The organism is Novosphingobium huizhouense, from assembly GCF_020179475.1.
Lineage (GTDB): Bacteria > Pseudomonadota > Alphaproteobacteria > Sphingomonadales > Sphingomonadaceae > Novosphingobium > Novosphingobium huizhouense.
Genome location: NZ_JAILXZ010000002.1, coordinates 724,195 through 743,878 on the forward strand (window position 1 = coordinate 724,195; position 19,684 = coordinate 743,878).

General features: G+C 68.8%; 18 protein-coding genes and 1 tRNA gene. 8 read left to right on the forward strand and 11 right to left on the reverse strand.

Annotated features, from left to right (window positions below):
• The first annotated feature begins 218 nt into the window (after positions 1 to 218).
• The gene (locus K3A85_RS11700; RefSeq protein ID WP_225206679.1) at positions 219 to 500 is read left to right on the forward strand and encodes a BrnA antitoxin family protein; all 282 of its coding nucleotides are present in this window, start codon (positions 219 to 221) and stop codon (positions 498 to 500) included.
• Between the two features lie 10 nt (positions 501 to 510).
• Here K3A85_RS11700 and K3A85_RS11705 read toward each other — a convergent pair whose 3' ends face one another.
• Both K3A85_RS11705 and K3A85_RS11710 read right to left on the reverse strand, forming a co-directional pair.
• Positions 511 to 1,842: an alpha-amylase family glycosyl hydrolase gene (locus tag K3A85_RS11705; protein ID WP_225206680.1), complete on the reverse strand. Its 1,332-nt coding sequence runs from the start codon at positions 1,840 to 1,842 to the stop codon at positions 511 to 513.
• A gap of 112 nt (positions 1,843 to 1,954) precedes the next feature.
• Positions 1,955 to 2,650 carry a Crp/Fnr family transcriptional regulator gene (locus K3A85_RS11710; protein WP_225206681.1) on the reverse strand — a complete coding sequence of 232 codons (696 nt, stop codon included), beginning with the start codon at positions 2,648 to 2,650 and terminating at the stop codon, positions 1,955 to 1,957.
• Positions 2,651 to 2,733: 83 nt separating this feature from the next.
• Here K3A85_RS11710 and K3A85_RS11715 point away from each other — a divergent pair, with 83 nt between their 5' ends.
• Positions 2,734 to 3,891, forward strand: a complete 1,158-nt coding sequence (locus K3A85_RS11715) for a pseudouridine synthase (protein WP_225206682.1) — start codon at positions 2,734 to 2,736, stop codon at positions 3,889 to 3,891.
• Positions 3,891 to 4,439 (forward strand): 16S rRNA (guanine(966)-N(2))-methyltransferase RsmD, encoded by a 549-nt coding sequence (rsmD, locus tag K3A85_RS11720; protein WP_225206683.1) that lies wholly within the window; start codon positions 3,891 to 3,893, stop codon positions 4,437 to 4,439. Before K3A85_RS11715 ends, rsmD begins: the two co-directional genes overlap by 1 nt.
• Positions 4,440 to 4,442: 3 nt before the next feature.
• Here the strand turns inward: rsmD and K3A85_RS11725 are convergent, their stop codons facing one another.
• The gene (locus tag K3A85_RS11725) at positions 4,443 to 5,702 is read right to left on the reverse strand and encodes an MFS transporter (RefSeq protein WP_225206684.1); all 1,260 of its coding nucleotides are present in this window, start codon (positions 5,700 to 5,702) and stop codon (positions 4,443 to 4,445) included.
• A 121-nt stretch (positions 5,703 to 5,823) separates the two neighbouring features.
• Positions 5,824 to 6,585 (reverse strand): hypothetical protein, encoded by a 762-nt coding sequence (locus tag K3A85_RS11730; RefSeq protein WP_225206685.1) that lies wholly within the window; start codon positions 6,583 to 6,585, stop codon positions 5,824 to 5,826.
• A 312-nt stretch (positions 6,586 to 6,897) separates the two neighbouring features.
• Here K3A85_RS11730 and K3A85_RS11735 point away from each other — a divergent pair, with 312 nt between their 5' ends.
• A complete protein-coding gene (locus K3A85_RS11735; protein WP_225206686.1) occupies positions 6,898 to 9,198 on the forward strand; it encodes an ATP-dependent helicase in 2,301 nt (766 codons plus the stop codon).
• Positions 9,199 to 9,207: 9 nt separating this feature from the next.
• Here K3A85_RS11735 and K3A85_RS11740 read toward each other — a convergent pair whose 3' ends face one another.
• The 4 genes from K3A85_RS11740 to K3A85_RS11755 form a co-directional block, all read right to left on the reverse strand.
• Positions 9,208 to 9,966, reverse strand: coding sequence for a hypothetical protein (locus K3A85_RS11740; protein WP_225206687.1), 759 nt, complete (start codon positions 9,964 to 9,966; stop codon positions 9,208 to 9,210).
• Positions 9,963 to 10,286: a hypothetical protein gene (locus tag K3A85_RS11745; protein ID WP_225206688.1), complete on the reverse strand. Its 324-nt coding sequence runs from the start codon at positions 10,284 to 10,286 to the stop codon at positions 9,963 to 9,965. Before K3A85_RS11745 ends, K3A85_RS11740 begins: the two co-directional genes overlap by 4 nt.
• A 6-nt stretch (positions 10,287 to 10,292) precedes the next feature.
• Entirely contained in the window at positions 10,293 to 11,723 is a 1,431-nt protein-coding gene (locus tag K3A85_RS11750; protein WP_225206689.1) for a DEAD/DEAH box helicase, read from the reverse strand.
• 185 nt (positions 11,724 to 11,908) lie between these two features.
• Positions 11,909 to 12,484 carry a hypothetical protein gene (locus tag K3A85_RS11755; protein WP_225206690.1) on the reverse strand — a complete coding sequence of 192 codons (576 nt, stop codon included), beginning with the start codon at positions 12,482 to 12,484 and terminating at the stop codon, positions 11,909 to 11,911.
• A 152-nt stretch (positions 12,485 to 12,636) separates the two neighbouring features.
• On the opposite strand from K3A85_RS11755, the gene K3A85_RS11760 reads away from it, so the two are divergent.
• Positions 12,637 to 14,061: an FAD-binding oxidoreductase gene (locus tag K3A85_RS11760; protein ID WP_225206691.1), complete on the forward strand. Its 1,425-nt coding sequence runs from the start codon at positions 12,637 to 12,639 to the stop codon at positions 14,059 to 14,061.
• Positions 14,062 to 14,209: 148 nt separating this feature from the next.
• The gene (locus K3A85_RS11765; protein ID WP_225206692.1) at positions 14,210 to 14,992 is read left to right on the forward strand and encodes a SapC family protein; all 783 of its coding nucleotides are present in this window, start codon (positions 14,210 to 14,212) and stop codon (positions 14,990 to 14,992) included.
• A gap of 401 nt (positions 14,993 to 15,393) precedes the next feature.
• Here K3A85_RS11765 and K3A85_RS11770 read toward each other — a convergent pair whose 3' ends face one another.
• Positions 15,394 to 16,353 carry an N-formylglutamate amidohydrolase gene (locus K3A85_RS11770; protein WP_225206693.1) on the reverse strand — a complete coding sequence of 320 codons (960 nt, stop codon included), beginning with the start codon at positions 16,351 to 16,353 and terminating at the stop codon, positions 15,394 to 15,396.
• 161 nt (positions 16,354 to 16,514) lie between these two features.
• Here K3A85_RS11770 and cpdR point away from each other — a divergent pair, with 161 nt between their 5' ends.
• The gene (gene cpdR, locus K3A85_RS11775; protein WP_225206694.1) at positions 16,515 to 16,904 is read left to right on the forward strand and encodes a cell cycle two-component system response regulator CpdR; all 390 of its coding nucleotides are present in this window, start codon (positions 16,515 to 16,517) and stop codon (positions 16,902 to 16,904) included.
• A gap of 130 nt (positions 16,905 to 17,034) precedes the next feature.
• Positions 17,035 to 17,109, forward strand: a tRNA-Val gene (locus K3A85_RS11780).
• Between the two features lie 386 nt (positions 17,110 to 17,495).
• On the opposite strand, the gene K3A85_RS11785 is transcribed toward K3A85_RS11780, so the two are convergent.
• A complete protein-coding gene (locus K3A85_RS11785; protein WP_225206695.1) occupies positions 17,496 to 18,812 on the reverse strand; it encodes a family 1 glycosylhydrolase in 1,317 nt (438 codons plus the stop codon).
• Positions 18,813 to 18,832: 20 nt separating this feature from the next.
• A complete protein-coding gene (locus K3A85_RS11790) occupies positions 18,833 to 19,681 on the reverse strand; it encodes an alpha/beta hydrolase (protein ID WP_225206696.1) in 849 nt (282 codons plus the stop codon).
• Positions 19,682 to 19,684: the final 3 nt, after the last annotated feature.

Here is a 19,684-nt window from a genome sequence, read left to right on the forward strand (position 1 = left end):
CGCGAAAGCCGGGGGCGGGTCCGCAAGGGCCCGCCCTTTTTGCGTGCGGCTTGACGTTCGTGCAAATCGTACCTACAAAAAGATGATAAGAAGGGCCGCGACTTCGCGATCGGCGAGTTGCGCGGCGTCGTCGTGGTGATCTTCGCGGCGCTCGGCACGGAAGGCATTTCGATCGTGTCGGCGCGCCCGGCAAACCGCAGGGAAAGGAGGCTGCTCGCATGACCGAAGGAACGCGTGTCGGCTACACCCAGGCCGATTGGGACGAAGTCTCCGACAACCCGGAGCTGTCCGAGGAAGACATCCGCAACGCCCGGCCGTTCGCCGAAGTCTTCCCGCACCTTGCCGCCACCATCGGCAAGCGCGGGCCGCAGAAGGCGCCGACCAAGGTGCCCACGACGCTGCGCCTTTCGCCCGAGGTCGTCGCGCACTTCCGCGCCACCGGCAAGGGCTGGCAGTCGCGCATCGACCAGGTGCTCAAGGACTGGGTCACCTCGCACTAAGCCGCGGCTCCTACTGCCGGGGCGTGATCGACCAGCCCCACCCCTTCAGCGTCCGCCTGCCGATCCCGGGCAACACGACCGTGGCCGGCACAGCGGCGAGGTTTACCGCGACCGTCACCCGGTCCGCGCCCTTGACCCGACGGAACGCGAAGACTTTCGGATTGCCCGTCTCGATCAGCTGGAGGTTGCCCGGCTCCATGCCGCTTTCGAGCGCGGGGTGGTCGTGCTTCAACCTCAGCAGACCGGCGTAGAGCGGCGCGCGCTCGAACCCGCCCCAGGCGATCGGGTCCTTCTCGAAGAATTTCAGCCGCTTGTCGAGGCCGTCTTCCTGCCCGCTGTAGACCAGCGGCATGCCCGGCAGCGTCGCCGCCAGCACCGCCATCGCGTCGGCGCCCTCGCCGTAGAGCTCGCGATCAGTGCCGTTCCACGAATTCTCGTCGTGGTTGCTGGTGAAGGTCATCCGATAGGCCCCGCTCGGGTACTTGCGCGGCGGGTCGGTGTAGAGCCTCGCAAGGTCGCGCGCGTCCGCCTTGCCCTTCGCCACGTCGACCAGCAGGTGGTAGAGCTTCCAGTCGTAGGTCATGTCGAAGGCGCGTGCCTGCATCTCGGGTGTATCGGCCTCGGCGAGCAGGAACACCGGCTTCACCGCGTCGAGTTCGCGCCGCGCCTGCTCCCAGAACGCCACCGGCAACGTCCAGGCGACATCGCAGCGAAAGCCGTCGATGTCGGCTTCCTTCAGCCAGAAGCGCATCGCATCGATCATGCCGTCGCGCACCGCCTGCTTGCCGTAGTCCAGCCCGATCACGTCGGCCCAGACTTCCTCGTGATGATCGGACAGGTCGGTATAGTGGAAGCCTTCCAGCTCCCCGCGCGCGTTGCGCTTGTACCAGTCGGGGTGCTGCTCCACCCAGACGTGATCCCAGCCGGTGTGGTTGGCGACCCAGTCGAGGATCACCCTGAACCCTTGCGCGTGCGCCGTGTCGACAAGGTGGCGGAAGTCGGCCATGTCGCCGAACTCGGGATTGACCGCCTTGTAGTCGCTCACCGCGTAGTAACTGCCAAGCGTGCCCTTGCGCTCCTTCTTCGCAATCGGGTTGACCGGCATGATCCACAGCACGTCGACACCCATCCGGCGCAGCCGCGGCAAGTGCTGCTCGAAGGCGCGGAACGTGCCTTCGGGGGTGTATTGGCGGATATTCACTTCGTAGATGTTGGCGCGCGCCGCCCAAGGCACGTGGCGCACCTGCGAAACGCCCTCGGTCGACGGCAGCAGCGGCGCGCCGAGCGCCGGCGTGCCGACCGCCAGGGCCGCAAGGCCCGACAAGATACCGATCCGCCGCATGTCCGTCTCCCCAGCCCCCGCATCCGTCGCGGGCGTCTGCGCGGACCCTAGCCGCGCGGTTCGTCGCCGCCAGTCGGCATTCGTATACGCATCGAGCAGGCGGGCGCCGCGCTCACCACGCCTCGGCGATGTCGACCAGCGCCTCGCGGTCGAGCACCGTCACCCGGCCCGTCTTCAGCGCCACGATCCCGCTGTCGGCCCAGGCCGAAAGCTGGCGATTGATCTGTTCGCGCGACATGCCGGCGAAGTTGCCCAGCTCCCCCTGGCTCAGCGCGATCTTGAGCCGCGCCTCCCCGCCGACATCCTCGCCGCCGCCCATCATCAGCCGCAGCAGAAAGCGCGCGAGCCGCGGCCCGGAGGTATAGGCCCGGTCCGCCTCGATCACCGCGTTGTTCTGGCGCAACCTGCGCGCCATGGCCTTGAGCAGCCGCAGCGCAAGGCCCTTGTGCCGGTCGACGATGTCCTCGAACGCCGCGCGCGACAGGCTCAGCGCCTCGACCGGCTCGATCGCATCGACGCTCGCCGTGCGCTCGCCGCCGTCGAGGAACGCGATCTCGCCCAGCACGTGCCCCGGCTCGGCATAGTCGAGCACGATCTCGCGCCCGTTCGCCGCAACCATGCTCACCCGCGCCAGGCCCTTGAGCACGATGTAGAGCGTGTCGCCCTTGTCGCCTTGCGCCAGCAGCGGCTGCCCGGGCTTGAACTGGCGCACCTGCCCGCGAGCGACGATATCGGCCAGCTCGTCCGGCTCGCAATCGGCGAACAGGCTCTGCGCGGTCAGTGTCTCGGCGAGTTTGGTCGCATCCATTGCTCGAAGGTCCCCTCGGTTCGCTCCAGCGATAGCGCGCGAGAGGGGTGACGTCCAAGCCCGTCTCGCGTAAGGGCCGTGCGATGTCCCCATCCGAAAACGACGCCGCTCCCAGGGAGGGCGAACGCATCGCCAAGTTGCTCGCGCGCGCCGGCATTGCCTCGCGCCGCGAAGTGGAACGTCTGATCGAAGCCGGCCGCGTCGAGCTCGACGGCGTCGCCATCGCCACGCCCGCCACCGTGCTCACCTCGCTCGCCGGGGTCACCGTCGACGGCAAGCCGGTCGGCGCGGCCGCCGCCACGCGCATCTTCATGTTCCACAAGCCGTCCGGGCTGATCACCGCCGAGCGCGATCCCGCCGGGCGTCCGACGATCTACACCGCGCTGCGCAATGCGCTGCCCGATGGCGCGGGCCGGGTGATGCCGGTCGGCCGGCTCGACCTCAACACCGAGGGCTTGCTGCTGCTGACCAACGACGGCGAGCTCAAGCGCGCACTCGAACTGCCGGCGAGCGGCGTGCCCCGCACCTACCGCGCCCGCACCTTCGGCGACATCAGCCAGGAACAGCTCGAGGAATTGAGCCAGGGGCTCGAGATCGACGGCATCCGCTACGGCTCGATCGACGCCAACATGGAGCGCCGCACCGGGCGCAACCAGTGGGTGGAACTGACCCTGACCGAAGGCAAGAACCGCGAAGTCCGCCGCGTGCTGGAACACTTGGGGCTTCAGGTTTCGCGTCTGCTGCGCACGTCCTACGGCCCCTTCCATCTGGGCGCGCTTCAGCGCGGCTCGGTCGAGGAAGTGCCGCCCGCGATTGTCGAACGGTTCATGAAGGCGATGAAGCTGGACAAGCCGGTCATCGGCCGCGGCGCCGCGCCCCGTCCCAGACCCGTCGCATCAGCTGCACCGGCACCGGCCCGGCCCGAGCAAGCGCCGCGCACCAAGGCTTTCCCGAAGAAAAAGCCGGTCCGCCAGCGCGAGGTCCGCGAGGAACTCGATACCCGCAAGCCCGGCAAGCCCAATCAGCGCACCGGCTGGGGCGCCAAGACCGCCGAGCGCAGAGCCGCCCAAACGAAAACGGGGCAGGCCGACAAGCGCCGCTCCGCTCCCGCCAGCGCCCGTCCTGCCAGCGAACGTCCGAGCAGCGAGCGACCGACCAGCGAGCGCCCGGCCCGGCCCGCCCGCCCCGGCACGCGGCATCCCACCGGAAAACCGCCGCGCGGGCCGCGGAGGCCCGGCTGATGCTGCGGATCATCGCCGGCGAATGGCGCGGTCGCAAGTTGGCCGCGCCTGAAGGGGACGCCACCCGCCCCACCGCCGACCGTACCCGCGAAACGCTGTTTTCGATGCTGACCAGCCGGCTCGGCAGCTTCGAGGGGCTGAAGGTGGCCGACCTGTTTGCAGGGTCCGGCGCACTGGGCCTCGAAGCCCTGTCGCGCGGAGCGGAGCATGCACTGTTCGTCGAACAGGACCCGGCCGCGATCCGCGCGATCCGCGCCAACATCGCCGCCTTGCGCTGCGCCCCGCAATGCGACGTGCGCGCTTCGTCGGTGCTCTCGCTCGGCCCGGTCAAGGAGCCGCTCGACGTGATCCTGCTCGATCCGCCCTACAAGACCGGCGCGGGCGCGGTGGCGATCGACAAGCTGGTGCGACTGGGCTGGATCGGCGAAGGCACCTGGGTGAGCCTTGAGACCGAAGCCAAGGAAGTGCCGCAGATCAAGTCGCTCGAGATCGAAAGCGAGCGCACCGTCGGCAAGGCGCGGCTGACGCTGCTGCGCCTCAAGTCCTGAACATCAGGTCCTGATTTTCGGGGCGAAGACCACGCCCGCGAGCGTCAGCGCACCGGCCAGCGTCAGGAACAGCCCAACGTAAGGCGTGCCGCCCTTCGCGGCGAGCAAGGCGGCGGCAAACGGTGCCAGCGCCCCGCCGATGATGCCGCCCATGTTGAAGGCAAGGCTGATCCCGGTGTAGCGCACCGGCACGGCATAGAGCGTTGGCAGCCAGCCGCCGAGCGGCCCGTAGACCAGCCCCATCACCAGCAGCGACAGCGAAAGCGTCGCGAAGACCACCGGCAGCGAGCCCGAACCGAGGCCCGAGCCGAACAGCAGCCCGACCACCGCCGTCAGCAGCGCCCCTTTGCCCAGCACGTTCTTCGCGCTGGTCCTGTCCGCCCAGTACCCGGCAATCAGGATGCCGATGGCCAGGAAGGTGTTGGCGGCAAGCTGGACGCCGAGGAATTGCTGTTTGGCATAACCCAGCTTGGTCGTCGCGAAGGAGAGCGCGAAGGTCGTGGCGAGGTAGAAGATCGCAAAGCACGCGACCACGCCCGCGATCCCGGCCAAGACCGCGCCGGGATGTTCGCGCAGCAGCCGGCCGATCGGCACGGCGGGCGGCGCTTCGTGCGCCAGCGCTTCCTTGAACGCCGCGGTCTCGCCGATCTTCAGCCGCACCCACAGCCCGAGGCCGACCAGCAAGGCGCTCGCAAGAAACGGAATGCGCCAGCCCCAGGCTACGAAATCGGCCTCGTCCAGCGTGTAGCTCAGGATCAGGAACAGCCCGTTGGCGAACAGGAAACCCAGCGGCGCGCCCAGTTGCGGCGCCGAGCCGAAGCGCGCTTCCCAGCCCTTGGGCGCGTTTTCCACCGCGAGCAGCGAGGCCCCGCCCCATTCGCCGCCGAGACCGAAGCCCTGCCCGAAGCGCAGAAGGCACAGCAGCGCCGGCGCGATCGGCCCGGCCATCGCATAGGTCGGCAGGAACGCGATCAGCAGCGTCGACCCGCCCATCAGCATCAGCGAGGCGACGAGCGTCGACTTGCGTCCGATGCGGTCGCCGAAATGGCCGAAGGCGATCGCGCCGACCGGCCTTGCGAAGAAGGCAAGGCCGAAGGTCATGAACGCCAGCAGGGTCTGCGCCGACTGGCTTTCGGCGGGGAAGAATAGCGGTCCGATCACCAGCGCGGCGGCGGTCGCGTAGATGTAGAAGTCGTAGAACTCCACCGCCGTGCCGACGAGACTGGCGGTGAGGATGCGGGCGTGCTGGCGGATCGGGTTCATCCCCGCGACATACCGAACCGGCGGCGTTTGCCCATACGAAAAGGGCGCCGGCAGAAACCGGCGCCCTTCCCGCTTGCGACCCGAGAGGGGATGGCTCGGGCGGGTTATTCGATCAAAGCGCTCAGACCCCGCCGCGGTTGCGGCAGTTGTCCTGCAGCTTCTTGGTGCAGACCGGGTACTTCTTGTTCATCGCATCGGCCGGCGGCGGGGGAACGGCGTCGCTGGTCGTGGTCGCGGCATACTGCTGGCCGGCTGGGGCCGTCCCCGCGTCGACCGCGCCCGGCGCCGTCGGCATCGGTGCGCTCGAATCCATCGTCGCGTCGGCCATCGGCTTGCCGGTCGAGGCGCCGCTCGGCGGCGTCGCCGGCGTCGCGGGCGTTGCCCGGGTACCCGTGCCCGGGTTGGGCTGCGCCGGGGTCGCCGGGGTCGCGCGGCCCTTCACCTGCGCGGTGATCGTCGGCCAGACCTGCATGCGCTGCTCGGGAGTCATCGCATAGATCTGCCCGCGCTGCTCGTCGGTCAGCGCCCACCAGCCCTTCTGCTGGTCGGCATCGAGCGTCCAGTAGTATTCCTGGTAGGTCGAAGGCCAGGCGTCGTACTTGGTGCGCTGGTCGGCGGGCCATGCGCCGTATTGGCCCTTCTGGTCGGCGCTCATCGAGAATTTGCCGCTGGCCGCCGTGCCGGTCGAAGTCGTGCCGGTCGAGGTCGTATCGGTCGAGGTCGTGCCGGTCGTCGACGACGGCGCGCTCGTCGTGGTGTCGCTCATCGTCGACGGCGACGAAGAGGTCGTGGTGGTGGTCGAGGAAGTCGACTGCGCGTGGATGGCCGCAGGAACGCTGCCCATGGCGAGCGCAGCAGCGCTCAGCAGAAAGATCTTTCGCATCGTAGTCTCCTGTTCGTTTTCTTGTAACCCGAAGTTCGAGCCACCTACGCCGCCTGCACACGAGCGTTCCGCGAGCTTCGGTGAATCGAGACAACCAGAAGATGAAGCGACTATTTGCCGAACAGAAAATTCTACTGAGGATCGACTGGATTTGACTGCATAATATCCGGGAGCGATCCAAGATTAACCCAATATGAACCACAGTATTATTGAACGGCAAGTCTGCAACCTAACGGCGCACAGGCGCCACCGTTCCCGCAGCGGCGATCGATCGCCTTGCACGCCCTGCGCGGGTTCCCTACTTGTTCCGGGGTGAGCAGCACCGAATCCCCGTCCGCCCCGCAGCACGCCGCCCCCGCCTGGCTCGATGGCCTGAACCCGCCGCAACGCGATGCGGTGACCACCACCGAAGGCCCGGTGCTGATGCTGGCGGGCGCCGGCACCGGCAAGACCGCCGCGCTCACCGCGCGGCTCGCCAACCTGCTGCGCCAGCGGCTCGCCTGGCCGAGCGAGATCCTCTGCGTTACCTTCACCAACAAGGCCGCGCGCGAGATGCGCGAGCGCGTCGGCCAGCTGATCGGCCCGTCGGTCGAAGGGATGCCTTGGCTGGGCACGTTTCATTCGGTCGCGGCCAAGATGCTGCGCCGCCATGCGGAGCTGGTCGGGCTGCAGTCGAACTTCACGATCATCGACACCGACGATCAGCTGCGCCTGCTCAAGCAGCTGATCGTGGCCGAGGGTCTCGACGAAAAGCGCTGGCCCGCGCGCCAGCTCGCCGGGCTGATCGACAAGTGGAAGAACCGCGGGCTGAACCCCGCGGACCTCGATGCGGGCGAGAACGAAGCCTATGCCAACGGCAAGGGGCAGCGCTTCTATGCGCTCTACCAGAACCGGCTGAAGGACCTCAACGCCTGCGACTTCGGCGACCTGCTGCTCCACATGCTCAACATCTTCCGGCGCGAGCGCGACATCCTCGCGATGTACCAGCAGCGCTTCAAGTACGTCATGGTCGACGAATACCAGGACACCAACGCGGTCCAGTACCTGTGGCTGCGGCTACTGGCGCAGACGCGCAAGAACATCTGCGTGGTGGGCGACGACGACCAGTCGATCTATTCCTGGCGCGGCGCGGAGGTCGCCAACATCCTGCGCTTCGAAAAGGACTTTCCCGGCGCGAAAGTCATCAAGCTCGAACAGAACTACCGCTCCACCCCGCACATCCTCGGCGCCGCCTCGGGCCTGATCGCCGCCAACGAGGAGCGCCTCGGCAAGACGCTGTGGACCGAGCGCAACGGCGGCGACAAGGTCCGCGTCATCGGCATCTGGGACGGGCCGGAAGAAGCGCGCCGCATCGGCGAGGAGATCGAGCGGCTGGAGCGCGAGGGGTGCAGTCTCGACGCCGTCGCCATCCTCGTGCGTGCGCAGTTCCAGACGCGCGAGATCGAGGACCGCTTCATCCAGATCGGCATGTCGTACAAGATCGTCGGCGGCTTCCGCTTCTACGAGCGCGCCGAGATCCGCGATGCATTGGCCTACCTGCGGCTCATCGCCAGCCCGTCGGACGACCTTGCCTTCGAGCGCATCTACAACACCCCCAAGCGCGGGCTCGGCGACAAGACGCTGGAGAAGATCCACCGCTTCGCCCGCGCGCAGCGCCTGCCGCTGCTGCGCGCCGCGCTCGAGATCTGCGACACCGACGAACTGCCGACGCGCGCGAGGAACACGCTGCTGGCGCTGGTGCGCGATTTCGCCCGCTGGCGCGATGCGGCGGGAACGCTGGTCCCGGCCGAACTTGCCCGCACGATCCTCGACGAAAGCGGCTACACCGCCGCGCTCCAGGCCGAAAAGAGCGCCGAGGCCAATGGCCGGCTCGAAAACCTGTCAGAACTTGCCCGCGCGATGGAGGAATACGAAAGCTTAAGCGACTTCCTCGAACACGTCAGCCTGGTCATGGACAACGACCGGAGCGAGGACGAGGAGAAGGTCACGGTGATGACCATCCACGCCGCCAAGGGTCTCGAATTCGACCAGGTGTTCCTGCCCGGCTGGGAGGAAGGCGTCTTCCCCAGCCAGCGCGCGCTCGATGAAGGCGGCCTCGCGTCCCTGGAGGAAGAACGCCGCCTAGCCTATGTCGCGATCACCCGGGCGAAGAAGCGCTGCACCATCCTCCACGCCGCCAACCGGCGCATCTACGGCCAGTGGACCAGCTCGATCCCCAGCCGCTTCATCGGCGAACTGCCTGCCGACCACATCGAGGAGGAAACCACCCTGTCGGGCGGCGCCTCGCTGTGGCGGGCGCAGTGGTCGGAACATTCCGATCCCTTCGCCGACGTCGCACGGCACCAGCCCTCGCGCATCGTCACCCGCGGCCCCGGCTGGCAGCGCGCCGCGGCGCAGGTCTATGACCCTGCGCCCAAGCGCATTGCCGAGCCGGGGCGCAGCGCGGCGAGCTTCGCCTCGAAACCCCGCGCCGACATCGGCATCGGCGCGCGCGTGTTCCACGACAAGTTCGGCTACGGCACCGTTGCCGCGCAGGAAGGCAACAAGCTCGAGATCGATTTCGAGACGGCCGGGCGCAAGCGCGTGATCGACAGCTTCGTCAAGCCGGCGTGAGCTTTTCGCTTACGGCAGGTTGAGCGCCTTCGCACCGTTGGCGTCGAACCAGGCCGTGCCGTTCGCCACCATCGCCTGCCCGTCCCGCACGAACATCTCGTGCGGGATGGCCTCGCGCAGCCGCGCCACGCTGGCGGGCGCGAGCACCTGCCGGCAATAAGGCGAGAACGCCGCCGCCAATCGCACCGTCACGCGCGTCCGGCCGTTGATCGTCAGCGGATAGGACATCGTCCCGGCGAGCACCTTGCAATCGCCCTTGCGCACCGCATTGAGGAAGCGCCGCACCCGCGCCTCGAACGCGGCGTCGCTCTCGCGGGTGACATCGCCGTACCAGCGCGCCGGCGATGGCCCTTGCAGCACCGTGCCGAAGCCGAACCGCGCGGGCAGCGCCTTGGCCCCGCTGGTCCACTGGCCGGCGAGCCCGGTCGCAGTGGCGAAATTGAGCGGACGCGGCTCCTTCGGGTCGGCGTTGGTCAGGGCCAGCGCCATCCGCGCCCCGTCCGGTTCGTCGAGCACCAGCGTCTCGCCGACTTGCACGATCTTGAGCGGGATGTCCTTGCCCGTGCTCGCATAATAGTAATGCGCGGCAACGACTTCGCGGCGATCTCTGATCGTCAGGTTGAGCCCGGCGCGATAGGGACCGACGCTGCCCTCGGCGACGAAGGTCTCGAGCGAGGCGGACGCCGGCGACTGCGCCGGCGCCGCTGCGGGAATCGCCGCCGCCAGCAGCAGGCAGCCCATCGCCACTGCCCGCGCACGCGCGATCATCGGCCGCTCGCCTCGAACCGCACGAGCGCCGCAGCGAGGTCCGCAGCCCGCACGCCGACGAGATTGAGATCGCCGAAACGGCCGAGAAACACCCGCAGCGGCGGCTTCGCGCGCGCCGGAAAGGCGCGCCGCATCACCCGCACCAGTTCGGGAACACCATCGCAGGCCAGCGCGATGTCGTAGGCAGGGCCGTCGGGCGCCGCGTCATCGCGTCGATGCACCACGATGGCGAGCGAGAGGTCCTTGCGGCCCAGCATGACCTCGGCCCGGTTCGCCAGATCGAGCAGCAGGGCCCGACACTCGGGAGCCAGCCCGCCCACGCTGGATTAGAGCGCCGAAACGCCCAGGAATTCGGGGATCGGGCCGTTCCATTCGCCGGGCTTGCTCGGCGGCTCGGACGGCTGCTGGCGCCGGTCCTCGCGATAGTCCGGGTTGTAGTCGGGGCGCACGCTGCGTTCGGCGCGCGGACGCCGCTCCTCGCGCGGCCGTTCCTCGCGCGGGCGTTCCTCGCGGGGCCGTTCCTCGCGCCCCTTGCGGCCGGAGCGGCGCTCGGTGCGCTCGCCGCGCTCGTCCTGCGGCTCGTCGCGGCGGCGGCGCGCGGTCCGCGCCGGGCGTTCGTCGTCGCCCGCTTCGGCCTTGTCGACCTCGAGCTTGAGCTCGGGGATCTTGCCGCCGGTCAGCTTCTCGACATTGGCGATCGCCTCGGCGTCCTCGCTGCTCACTAGCGTGAAGGCGCGGCCCGTCGCCCCGCCGCGGCCGGTGCGGCCGATGCGGTGGACATAGTCGTCCGGGTGCCACGGCGTGTCGAAGTTGAACACGTGGCTCACCCCCTTCACGTCGAGCCCGCGCGCGGCGACGTCGGAGGCGCACAGGATGTTGATCTCGCCGTCCTTGAACCGCTGCAGTTCGGCGTTGCGCGAAGGCTGGTCCATGTCGCCGTGGATCTCGCCCGCAGAGAAACCGTGCCGCTTCAGGCTCTTGGCCAGTTCGCGCACGGTCGTCTTGCGGTTGGCGAAGATGATCGCGGTGGTGACGTTGTCGGTGCGCAGCAGGTGGCGCAGCACCTCGCGCTTGGCGCGGCTCGTCGTCGGCACCTTGAACTGGGCGATGTTGGTATTGGTCGAAGCCGGCCGCGCGACTTCGATATACTTGGGATTGCTCAGGAACTTGTCGGCGAGCTTCTTGATCGGCGGCGGCATCGTCGCCGAGAACAGCAGCGTCTGGCGCTGCGCCGGAAGCTTCGAACAGATCGTCTCGATGTCGGGGATGAAGCCCATGTCGAGCATCCGGTCGGCTTCGTCGATCACCAGCAGGTCGCAGCCGGTGAGCAGGATCTTGCCGCGCTCGAACAGGTCCATCAGCCGGCCCGGCGTCGCGATCAGCACGTCGACGCCTTCCTGGAGCGCCTTGACCTGGTCGCCCATCTGCACGCCGCCGATCAGCAGCGCCATCTTGAGATCGTGGTTCTTGCCGTACTTCTCGAAGTTCTCGGCGACCTGCGCGGCGAGTTCGCGCGTCGGCTCGAGAATCAGCGAGCGCGGCATCAGCGCGCGGCGGCGGCCGTGCGCCAGGATGTCGATCATCGGCAGCACGAAACCGGCGGTCTTGCCGGTGCCGGTCTGGGCGATGCCGATCAGGTCCTTCATCATCAGGACCGCAGGGATCGCCTGCGCCTGGATCGGAGTCGGCGTATCGTAGCCGGCGTCGGTGACCGACTTCAGCAATTCATCGGAGAGGCCGAGGTCGGCGAATTTCATGCAGTTGGATTTTCCGAATACAGGCGTCGCAGATCACCGGCGTCGCAGGTCGTTGTCGCGCGCATGCCGGAACTTGCGACGGTCCGGCATCCGGCTCGCCGCTATGCCGAAACCCGCGCGAAGTCAAGGAAACCCGACAGACGCTGCAACCCCGCCCCTATGCCGGAGCCGAACCGATCGCCCGCCTACTCGCCGGGCACGAGTTCGCGCAGCCGGCTCAGCGAGCAGGTCGTCCCGGCGCGCGAATGGATCGAATCGCGCCCGACGCACAGCAGCCCGTCCTGCGTCTGCTCGACATAGAAGCCCATGTAGAAGTCGGCCGGGCTGCACTGCTTGTCGAGGTTGGCGCCGACGATGCGGCGGTCGCGCATGAACAGCAGCAGCCGGCTGTCGCTGGTCGGCTTGACCCCGGCGATGCCGAGCACGGGCAGGCAGTTGGCCATCTTGCGCTCGCGAAAGCGGATCGTGCTGAACGGCGGCGGTTGCACCGTCTCGCGTCCGGCGCTGCGCGGCGGGGTGATTCGGATGATCAGCCGCTGCTCGATCCGCACTTGGTTCCACACGTCGTCGCTCATCGCGTCGAGCATGTCGGTCAGCACGCCGGCATCGGCGCTGCGCGGCAGCATCGGCGCGCCCTCGGGCTCGATCGCCGCCGCCCAGCGGTCGGCCGATTCGCCCGCCCCGGAGGGACGCTGCGCCCCCGCGGGCGCGGCGAGCGAAAGCGCGAGCGCGCTCAGCAAATGGGCCAGGCTCAGCATCATCGGCTACGTCGGCTTGTTGGTCCCCTGCGGCCGCAGACCACGGCCACCTCGATTGCTATCTCCCGATAGCCCTTCTTCTTGAACACGTGCTTAACCCGCAGGAAAGCAGAAAGGGATTGCCCCCGGGCGCGCGCGGTCATAGCGCGGCGACGATGACGGCGGAACGCTCTTCTTTCCTCGCGGCGGCCGGCGCGCTGCTTGGCGCGCGGGGCTTCACCACCGATGCCGAAACGATGGCGCCGTGGCTTACCGACTGGCGCGGGCGGTTCACCGGGCGCGCGCTCGGCATGGCCTCGCCCGCCTCCACGGCCGAGGTCGCGGCGCTGGTCGCGCTGTGCCGCGAACACCGCGTGCCGATCGTGCCGCAAGGGGGCAACAGCGGCATGTCGGGCGGCGCCACCCCGGATGCGAGCGGCGCGGCGCTGCTGCTTTCGCTGCGCCGGATGAACGCTGCGCCGCGCATCGATGGCGAAGCGCGCACCGCTACGTGCGAGGCGGGGGTCATCCTCCAGGTCCTCCACGAAGCCGCCGAGGCGCAGGCATTGCGCTTCCCGCTCTCGCTCGGCGGCAAGGGCTCGGCGACGATCGGCGGGCTCGTCTCGACCAATGCCGGCGGCACCCAGGTGCTGCGCCACGGCTCGATGCGCGCGCTGGTGCTGGGGCTGCAGGCGGTGCTGCCCGACGGGCAGGTGCTCGACCAGCTCACGCCGCTCAAGAAGGACAACCGCGGCTTCGATCTCAAGCAGTTGCTGATCGGCTCGGAAGGCACGCTGGGGATCGTCACCGCCGCCACGCTGCGGCTCGAGCCGGCGGTCGCGGCGCGCAGCGTGCTGTGGGCGGGCGTCGCCTCGCTCCACGCCGCGCGCGCGCTGCTGCTCCATGCCGGGCGCGTCGCGGGCGATGCGCTCGAAGGCTTCGAAGTCATGCCCGCCCACGCGATCGCCGCGACGCGCGACTACCTGCCCTCGATCCGCGTGCCGATCGAAGGCGAACACCCCTGGCATGTCCTGATCGAACTGGTCGCAGATGCCGCGGGCGCCGAAGCCCTGCCCGCCACCGCCGAGCGTCTGCTGGTCGGCGCGCTCGAGCAGGGCCTGATCGCCGATGCCGCGATCGCCGCCAGCGAAGCGCAGGCCGATCGCTTCTGGCAGATTCGCGAGACCATCCCGTCGGCCGAGCGCGCGCGCGGGCCGGCGGTGCAGCACGACATCTCGGTCGCGGTCGCGGCCATGCCCGATTTCGTCGAAAGCGCGGTGCCGGCGATCGAGGCGGAATGGCCGGGCACGCGCGCGGTCGGCTTCGGCCATCTCGGCGATGGCAACATCCACTTCCACGTGATCGCGCCCGAAGGCGTCGATCCCGCCGCCTGGCAGGAGGGCGAAGGCAAGGCGATCAGCCGCCGCGTCCACGATCTCGTCACCGCCGCGGGGGGCTCGATCTCGGCCGAGCACGGCATCGGCCAGCTCAAGCGCGACGAGCTCGCCCGGCTCGGCGATCCGGTCGCGCTCGGCCTGTTGCGCACGGTCAAGCAGGCGCTCGACCCGGACGGACTGCTCAATCCGGGCAAGCTCGTCTGAGCGCGGCGGCGGGGGATTCCGCCCGCCGACTGTGACAGCGGTGTTGCAGGTGGCCTTGCGCCCCTTCTGGCGAGCCCGTAAAGCCGCGGTTCCCGTGGGCGCGCGGCACGCGTGCGCCGACGCGACAGTTTCAAGCCGGAGAGTTCCCATGGCCAGCGCGCCGCAAGCCAACCTGCCCCTGTTCTACAACGACCTGATGCCGCTCAACACCCGCGACCATGCCGGCTGGCACGCGCGCGGCACCGGCAAGGCGCCCTGGCTCGCGACCCAGCACGCGGTGCCGCTGACCGCCGAGGAATTTCCCCAGGCGGCGCGCCACTACCCGATCGTCTTCGCCTCGGGCGACAATCCCGTGCCGCTCGCGCTGATGGGCCTCAACGAAGGCGTCAACGTGTTCGTCGACGCCGAAGGCAACGTCTCGCCGACCGTCTACCTGCCCGCCTATGCACGCCGCTATCCGTTCATGCTCGCCAAGCTCAACCCGCAGAGCGAGGAGCTGTCGCTGTGCTTCGACCCGACCAGCGGCCTGGTCGGCGAATTCGAGGAAGGCGGCCCGCTGTTCGACGGCGCCGAGCCGACCGATACGACCAAGGGCATCCTCCAGTTCTGCGAGCAGTTCGAGCAGGCCGGCCAGCGCACCCAGGCGTTCATCGACGAGATCAAGAAGCACAACCTGCTGATGGAAGGCGAAGCCGCGATCCAGCAGCCGGGCATCGAGCAGCCGTTCATCTATCGCGGCTTCCAGATGATCGACCAGGAAAAGCTGCGCGAAGTGCGCGGCGACGTCCTGCGCGGCTGGGCCCAGAGCGGCCTGCTGCCCCTGCTCTATGCGCACATCTTCTCGCTCGAGCTGATGAGCATGATCTTCGGCATGCAGGCCGAACAGGGCAAGGCGCCCGCGCCGGCGATCGCGCCCGTCCCCGCGCTCTGATCGCGCATTCCCGACCGGTCGCCGGGGCGGCGCTGCGGCGCCTGCCCGGGCGACCGGACGGGTTCCGGTCCGCCCCAGTGGCGGCTCTCTGCCGGTCCCACCTGCAGACCCTCTGGCGGCCCCTCGTCGGCAGGCGCGCGGCCTCCTTCCGGCCCCGAAACGCCCCTTTCCCGCCAGTGCGTTCGCGCCTGGCCGAGCCCGGCGCAGGGCCAAGCGATTCAAATTTCACCCGAAACCTCTTGCCTTGGACAGGGGGCTCTCCTATCTTTGTTGCGTTGCGTCGTGGCTCCCCTCATGGCCCGGCGTGACCGGTGCACTTCGTGCACCTCCTCCCTGAACCTTGGCCACCTGGAGCATTGCTCCAGGTGGTTTTTTCATGGGCTGCGCGCCAGTCTTGGCGGCTATTCGGCCGCCGCGCGCCAGCTCTGGCGCTCGCGCCCGATCGCGGCCACTTCGTCGGCGATGCGGCGGACCAGCGCGGTGACCAGCTCGACCACCGCGGCAAAGCCCTCGCCCGGCTCCGACAACCGCGCGTCGAGATAGCTGCTGCGGTCGATCTCGAGCTGCAACGCATGGATCCCCTCGCGCCGGCGGGCGTGGCGCTCGAGCACGTAGCCGCCGGCATAGGGCCGGTTGTGCGCCGCGCGCAGCCCGGCGGCCGCGAACAGCGCGAATGCGCTCGACACCAGCGCGCCGTCGCAGGCCGCGCCGAAGCGGTCGCCGATCACATATTGCGGGGCGGGCTCGCCCGGATGGCGCGCGGTGAGCGGCGGCATCGAATGCAGATCGATCAGCAGCGCCGCACCCCAGCGGTCGCGCACCGCCGCCAGCTCCTGCGCCAGCGCCGCGTGGTAGGGCGCGTGGATCTCGGCAATGCGGCGGTCGAGCTCGCCGCGCTCGATACGCCGCTTCCATAGCTCGCCCAGCCCCGGCAGGCGGCGCGGCACCAGTCCCAGCCCCGAGCGGGCGCGCCGCAGCGTGCTGCTCGCAGCGGCCTCGCCCGCCGGGGCGCGGCAGCCGCCGATCATGTCCCAGTCGATGTCGTCACTGCTGCGGTTGAGGTCGATCATCGCCCGCGGCGCCTGCGCCACCAGCAAAGTCGCGCCGGTGCGGCGCGCGGCCTCGATCGCCACCAGGTCGACCAGGCGGTCCTCCAGCCGCGGCGCGGCGAAGCCCGGATGGCGCATCCCCTCGACCAGCGCCGGCGGATAGCTGCGCCCGGCATGCGGGACCGCCACCACGACCGGAATCGGCGAAGGCTCGCACCGGGTCAGCGTGAAGGCGGGCGTCCCCGGGAGTCCGGGCACGGCGCCGCCGGTCCGGCACTCCGAATCGCGGCGCGGCGTTTCGTCCTGCTGCATCGCGCCACGCTGCATGGCTTTGCCCCGCCTGTCAAAACGCACCGCCTGTCGCTTCGCGTCGACTTGCGAGCGATTGACCGGAGATTCTTAACCGCAGCGCGTGTAGAAGCCGCGCGATGCGCCGCCGGTCTCCGCGCGGCGCAGCGCAATGAAGGTTGATCATGATCCGAATCCTGCTTGCCGAAGACGAAGAAGCCATGCGCACCTACCTGTCGCGCGCGCTCGAGAATGCGGGGTACGAAGTCGTGTCGGTCGATCGCGGCACCGCTGCGGTGCCGCTGCTCGAGCGCGAGCGCTTCGATCTGCTGCTCTCGGACATCGTCATGCCCGAAATGGACGGGATCGAGTTGGCGCAGCGCTGTTCCGAGATCAGCCCGTCGACCAAGGTCATGTTCATCACCGGTTTTGCCGCGGTCACGCTCAAGGCCAACCGCGAGGCCCCGCAGGCGCGCGTGCTGTCCAAGCCCTTCCACCTGCGCGACCTGGTGCTCGAGGTGGAGCGGGTTTTCGCCGATTCCCCGCTCGCCGGGAACGGCCGCCCGCTGCACTGACGGCGCCTGCGCCGCCCCTGTTCGCAAAAGCGCATTTGCCCTCTTGCGAACCTCGGGCAGCGCGGCTAATGGGCGGCTCCCGGCGCGGAAACGGCCCTTGCTGTTGCTGCTCCGGCCCGTTCGATGGTGCGGGCGTATAGCTCAGTGGTAGAGCACTATGTTGACATCGTAGGGGTCGCAAGTTCAATCCTTGCTACGCCCACCATCGCAAGAACCGGCAAGAAAACCCCGCTCCGGCGGGGTTTTTTTTACGCCCGCAGCACGGCGATGCTCCCCTGGTTGCGGGACGAGCCTTGCGTAAGAGCCTGTCGTGAAGCGCCCGGGCCTGCGGCCTACACGAGGTCCACGACAGGCTCTTCGATCCCCGTCGATCGCTGATGGGATTCTGGGGCCCGAAGATCGCATGACGACACGCGGGTCTGGCGCGGGGACGCCGTGGCCGAGCGCATCTTTGCACTAGATCAGGTCGACCCCGCGGCCGGCGAGACCTTTTCCCGCGCTCTTGCATCGCCTTCGCTGCCGAGGCCTTGGGGGATTCGGCACCGCTCACGTACGCCGACCGGCGCCAAGCGCAGCTTCCTCCCCCTTGGCTCAGAGCGAGTTGGCGCTGGCAATACGGCGGAGCACGGCAGCGCTCGGCTTGGCTTTCCGCGCGAACGTGTCCGGATCGACCGAGGCAAGGCCGAGCTTGCCATGGAAGCCCGAAACCCATTCGTAGTTGTCGAGCAGCGACCAGTGGAGATAGCCGAGAACCGGCACACCCTGGTCCATCGCGCCCTTGAGCGCCTGCAGTGACGCCGGGATGAAGGCCACGCGCACGGCATCGTCGGTGGTGTTGACGCCGTGTTCGCTGATCAGGATCGGCCTTCCCGTGGCGGAATGGGCAAAGCGGACGGCGCCTGCCAGCGACAGCGGGCTGACGTCGGCCGCTATCGGATTGCCGGGAACGGGCCTTTCGGGCGGCAGCCGCCCCGTCGAGGTCCACCGCGCCTGCTCGTAATTCTGCACGCCGAGGTAGTCGTCGAGCTTCGCTTCCTCGAGCCAGGGTCCGTAGAGCCGCTCGCGCATGCGGTCGCGCAGGGAGTTGCTGCCGACCGCGATGTCGTCGAGCATCGACAGGCTGAAGCCGACGGGCAGGTCGGGGCGGACCGCCTTGATCGCATCGCGACCGGCGCGATGCCCGGCGATGATGGTCCGGGTGAACACCTCGAAATCGTCGGGGTCGACCGCATTGGCGACCGAGAACTTCGTCGAACCGCTGATGCGGGCGGCCGCCTGGAGCATCGCCCGCATGCCACCGATCGCCTCTGGCGGAAGGATCAGCTGCAGCAGATGGTTGATGTTGGGTTCGTTGAGCGTCATCGCGATCGCCATGTCGCCGGCCAGGTGGCGCGCGGCGCGCTCGCAGTACCGGGCAAAGCGCAGCGGCGCCTTGGGATTGGTCCATCCCCCATCCGCAGCGAACCACCGCGGCGCGCTGTAGTGGTTGAACGTCACGACCGGGGCGATCCCCCTTGCCCGGCAGCCCGCGATCACGCGCTTGTAGTGATCGAGCATCGCCATCGAGAACTCGCCCTCGGCGGGTTCGATGCGCGCCCATTCGATGCTGAAGCGATAGCTGTTGAGCCCGATCGATTGGACCAGGTCGAGATCCTGCTCCCACAGTAGGAAGCTGTTGCAGGCATCGCCCGACGATTCACGGAACAGCGATGGCGTGACATGCTCGAGCAGCCAGCAATCGCTGTTGGTGTTGTTGCCCTCGACCTGGTGCCCGGCCGTCGATGCGCCCCACAGGAACCCTTGGGGAAAGCTCGAGGGGCGCGCGTCCTGACGCGCTGGGGAGCGGCCGAAGGCGGGGACGGCGCCCAGCGCGGCGCTGGCGGCCAGAAGCGTGCGGCGATCGATCACGTTCGTTCCTTTCGACAATGTCAGGCGCAGTGCTGGCCGATGAAGCCGACGATCTCGTCGGCAAGACGACGGTCGTCGGTGCCAAGGTGCATCGCCATCGAGTAGTGATTGTGCCCGCTGGCGATGTACCCGCGCGGCATCGCGCCGTGGCGGGTGAGCCGCGCCGACATCAGCCCGAGAAACTCAGCCTGGAATCGCGCCGGATCGAATTCGGCGCAGGCCACCAGCAATGGCAGCGCGGTATCGACCAGCGCGTCGAGCGGCATCCGCGCGGCATAGTCGGCCTGCGCGCCGTAGTAGGGCAGGTCCCTGTCATCGAGCGGGGTGAAGCCGTAGAGACCCGATAGCAGGACAAGGCCCGCCGCGGCGAGATCGGGTCGCAGCCTAAGCGCGGTGGCGATGTGCACCGCGCCGGCCGACGTGCCGACCAGCACGATCCGCGCCGGGTCACCACCGAAGCTGGCGGCGTTGGCGACGAGCCAGTCGAACGCGGCCAGCACGTCCTCGCCCCCCGACGGCCAGGCCGCATCGGGCAGCAACCGGTAGTTCATGACCGCGCCGAGCATGCCGGCCTCGGCCGCCATGCGCCCGACCGTAGCGTTCTGCCAATCGAGCGCGCCGCCCTTGTCCCCGACGCGGAAGCCGCCCCCGTGGACGAAAAGAAGTACCGGTGCCTCGGCCGCCGTGCCGTAGAGATCGAGCTTCTGGCGCGGGTGATCGCCATAGCACCGGTCCACCGCAGCAGCGGGCACGCGCTGCATGAGCGCCTGCTGTTCCTGTTCGAACAACGGGCGGCATTGTTCGATGACGGCGGGGCCAAGCGTGCGCCCCATCGCAGCAATGGCTGTGCGGATCGAGCCGGGATTCATCGC

Bases quoted from the DNA above. Each gene is read 5' to 3' on its own strand.
- K3A85_RS11770 (WP_225206693.1), bottom strand. From the start codon at position 16,353: ATGCAGCAGGACGAAACGCCGCGCCGCGATTCGGAGTGCCGGACCGGC.
- K3A85_RS11715 (WP_225206682.1), top strand. From the start codon at position 2,734: ATGTCCCCATCCGAAAACGACGCCGCTCCCAGGGAGGGCGAACGCATC.
- K3A85_RS11725 (WP_225206684.1), bottom strand. From the start codon at position 5,702: ATGAACCCGATCCGCCAGCACGCCCGCATCCTCACCGCCAGTCTCGTC.
- K3A85_RS11700 (WP_225206679.1), top strand. From the start codon at position 219: ATGACCGAAGGAACGCGTGTCGGCTACACCCAGGCCGATTGGGACGAA.
- K3A85_RS11760 (WP_225206691.1), top strand. From the start codon at position 12,637: ATGACGGCGGAACGCTCTTCTTTCCTCGCGGCGGCCGGCGCGCTGCTT.
- K3A85_RS11765 (WP_225206692.1), top strand. From the start codon at position 14,210: ATGGCCAGCGCGCCGCAAGCCAACCTGCCCCTGTTCTACAACGACCTG.
- K3A85_RS11750 (WP_225206689.1), bottom strand. From the start codon at position 11,723: ATGAAATTCGCCGACCTCGGCCTCTCCGATGAATTGCTGAAGTCGGTC.
- cpdR (WP_225206694.1), top strand. From the start codon at position 16,515: ATGATCCGAATCCTGCTTGCCGAAGACGAAGAAGCCATGCGCACCTAC.
- K3A85_RS11755 (WP_225206690.1), bottom strand. From the start codon at position 12,484: ATGATGCTGAGCCTGGCCCATTTGCTGAGCGCGCTCGCGCTTTCGCTC.
- K3A85_RS11730 (WP_225206685.1), bottom strand. From the start codon at position 6,585: ATGCGAAAGATCTTTCTGCTGAGCGCTGCTGCGCTCGCCATGGGCAGC.
- K3A85_RS11790 (WP_225206696.1), bottom strand. From the start codon at position 19,681: ATGAATCCCGGCTCGATCCGCACAGCCATTGCTGCGATGGGGCGCACG.
- K3A85_RS11710 (WP_225206681.1), bottom strand. From the start codon at position 2,650: ATGGATGCGACCAAACTCGCCGAGACACTGACCGCGCAGAGCCTGTTC.
- K3A85_RS11705 (WP_225206680.1), bottom strand. From the start codon at position 1,842: ATGCGGCGGATCGGTATCTTGTCGGGCCTTGCGGCCCTGGCGGTCGGC.
- rsmD (WP_225206683.1), top strand. From the start codon at position 3,891: ATGCTGCGGATCATCGCCGGCGAATGGCGCGGTCGCAAGTTGGCCGCG.
- K3A85_RS11740 (WP_225206687.1), bottom strand. From the start codon at position 9,966: ATGATCGCGCGTGCGCGGGCAGTGGCGATGGGCTGCCTGCTGCTGGCG.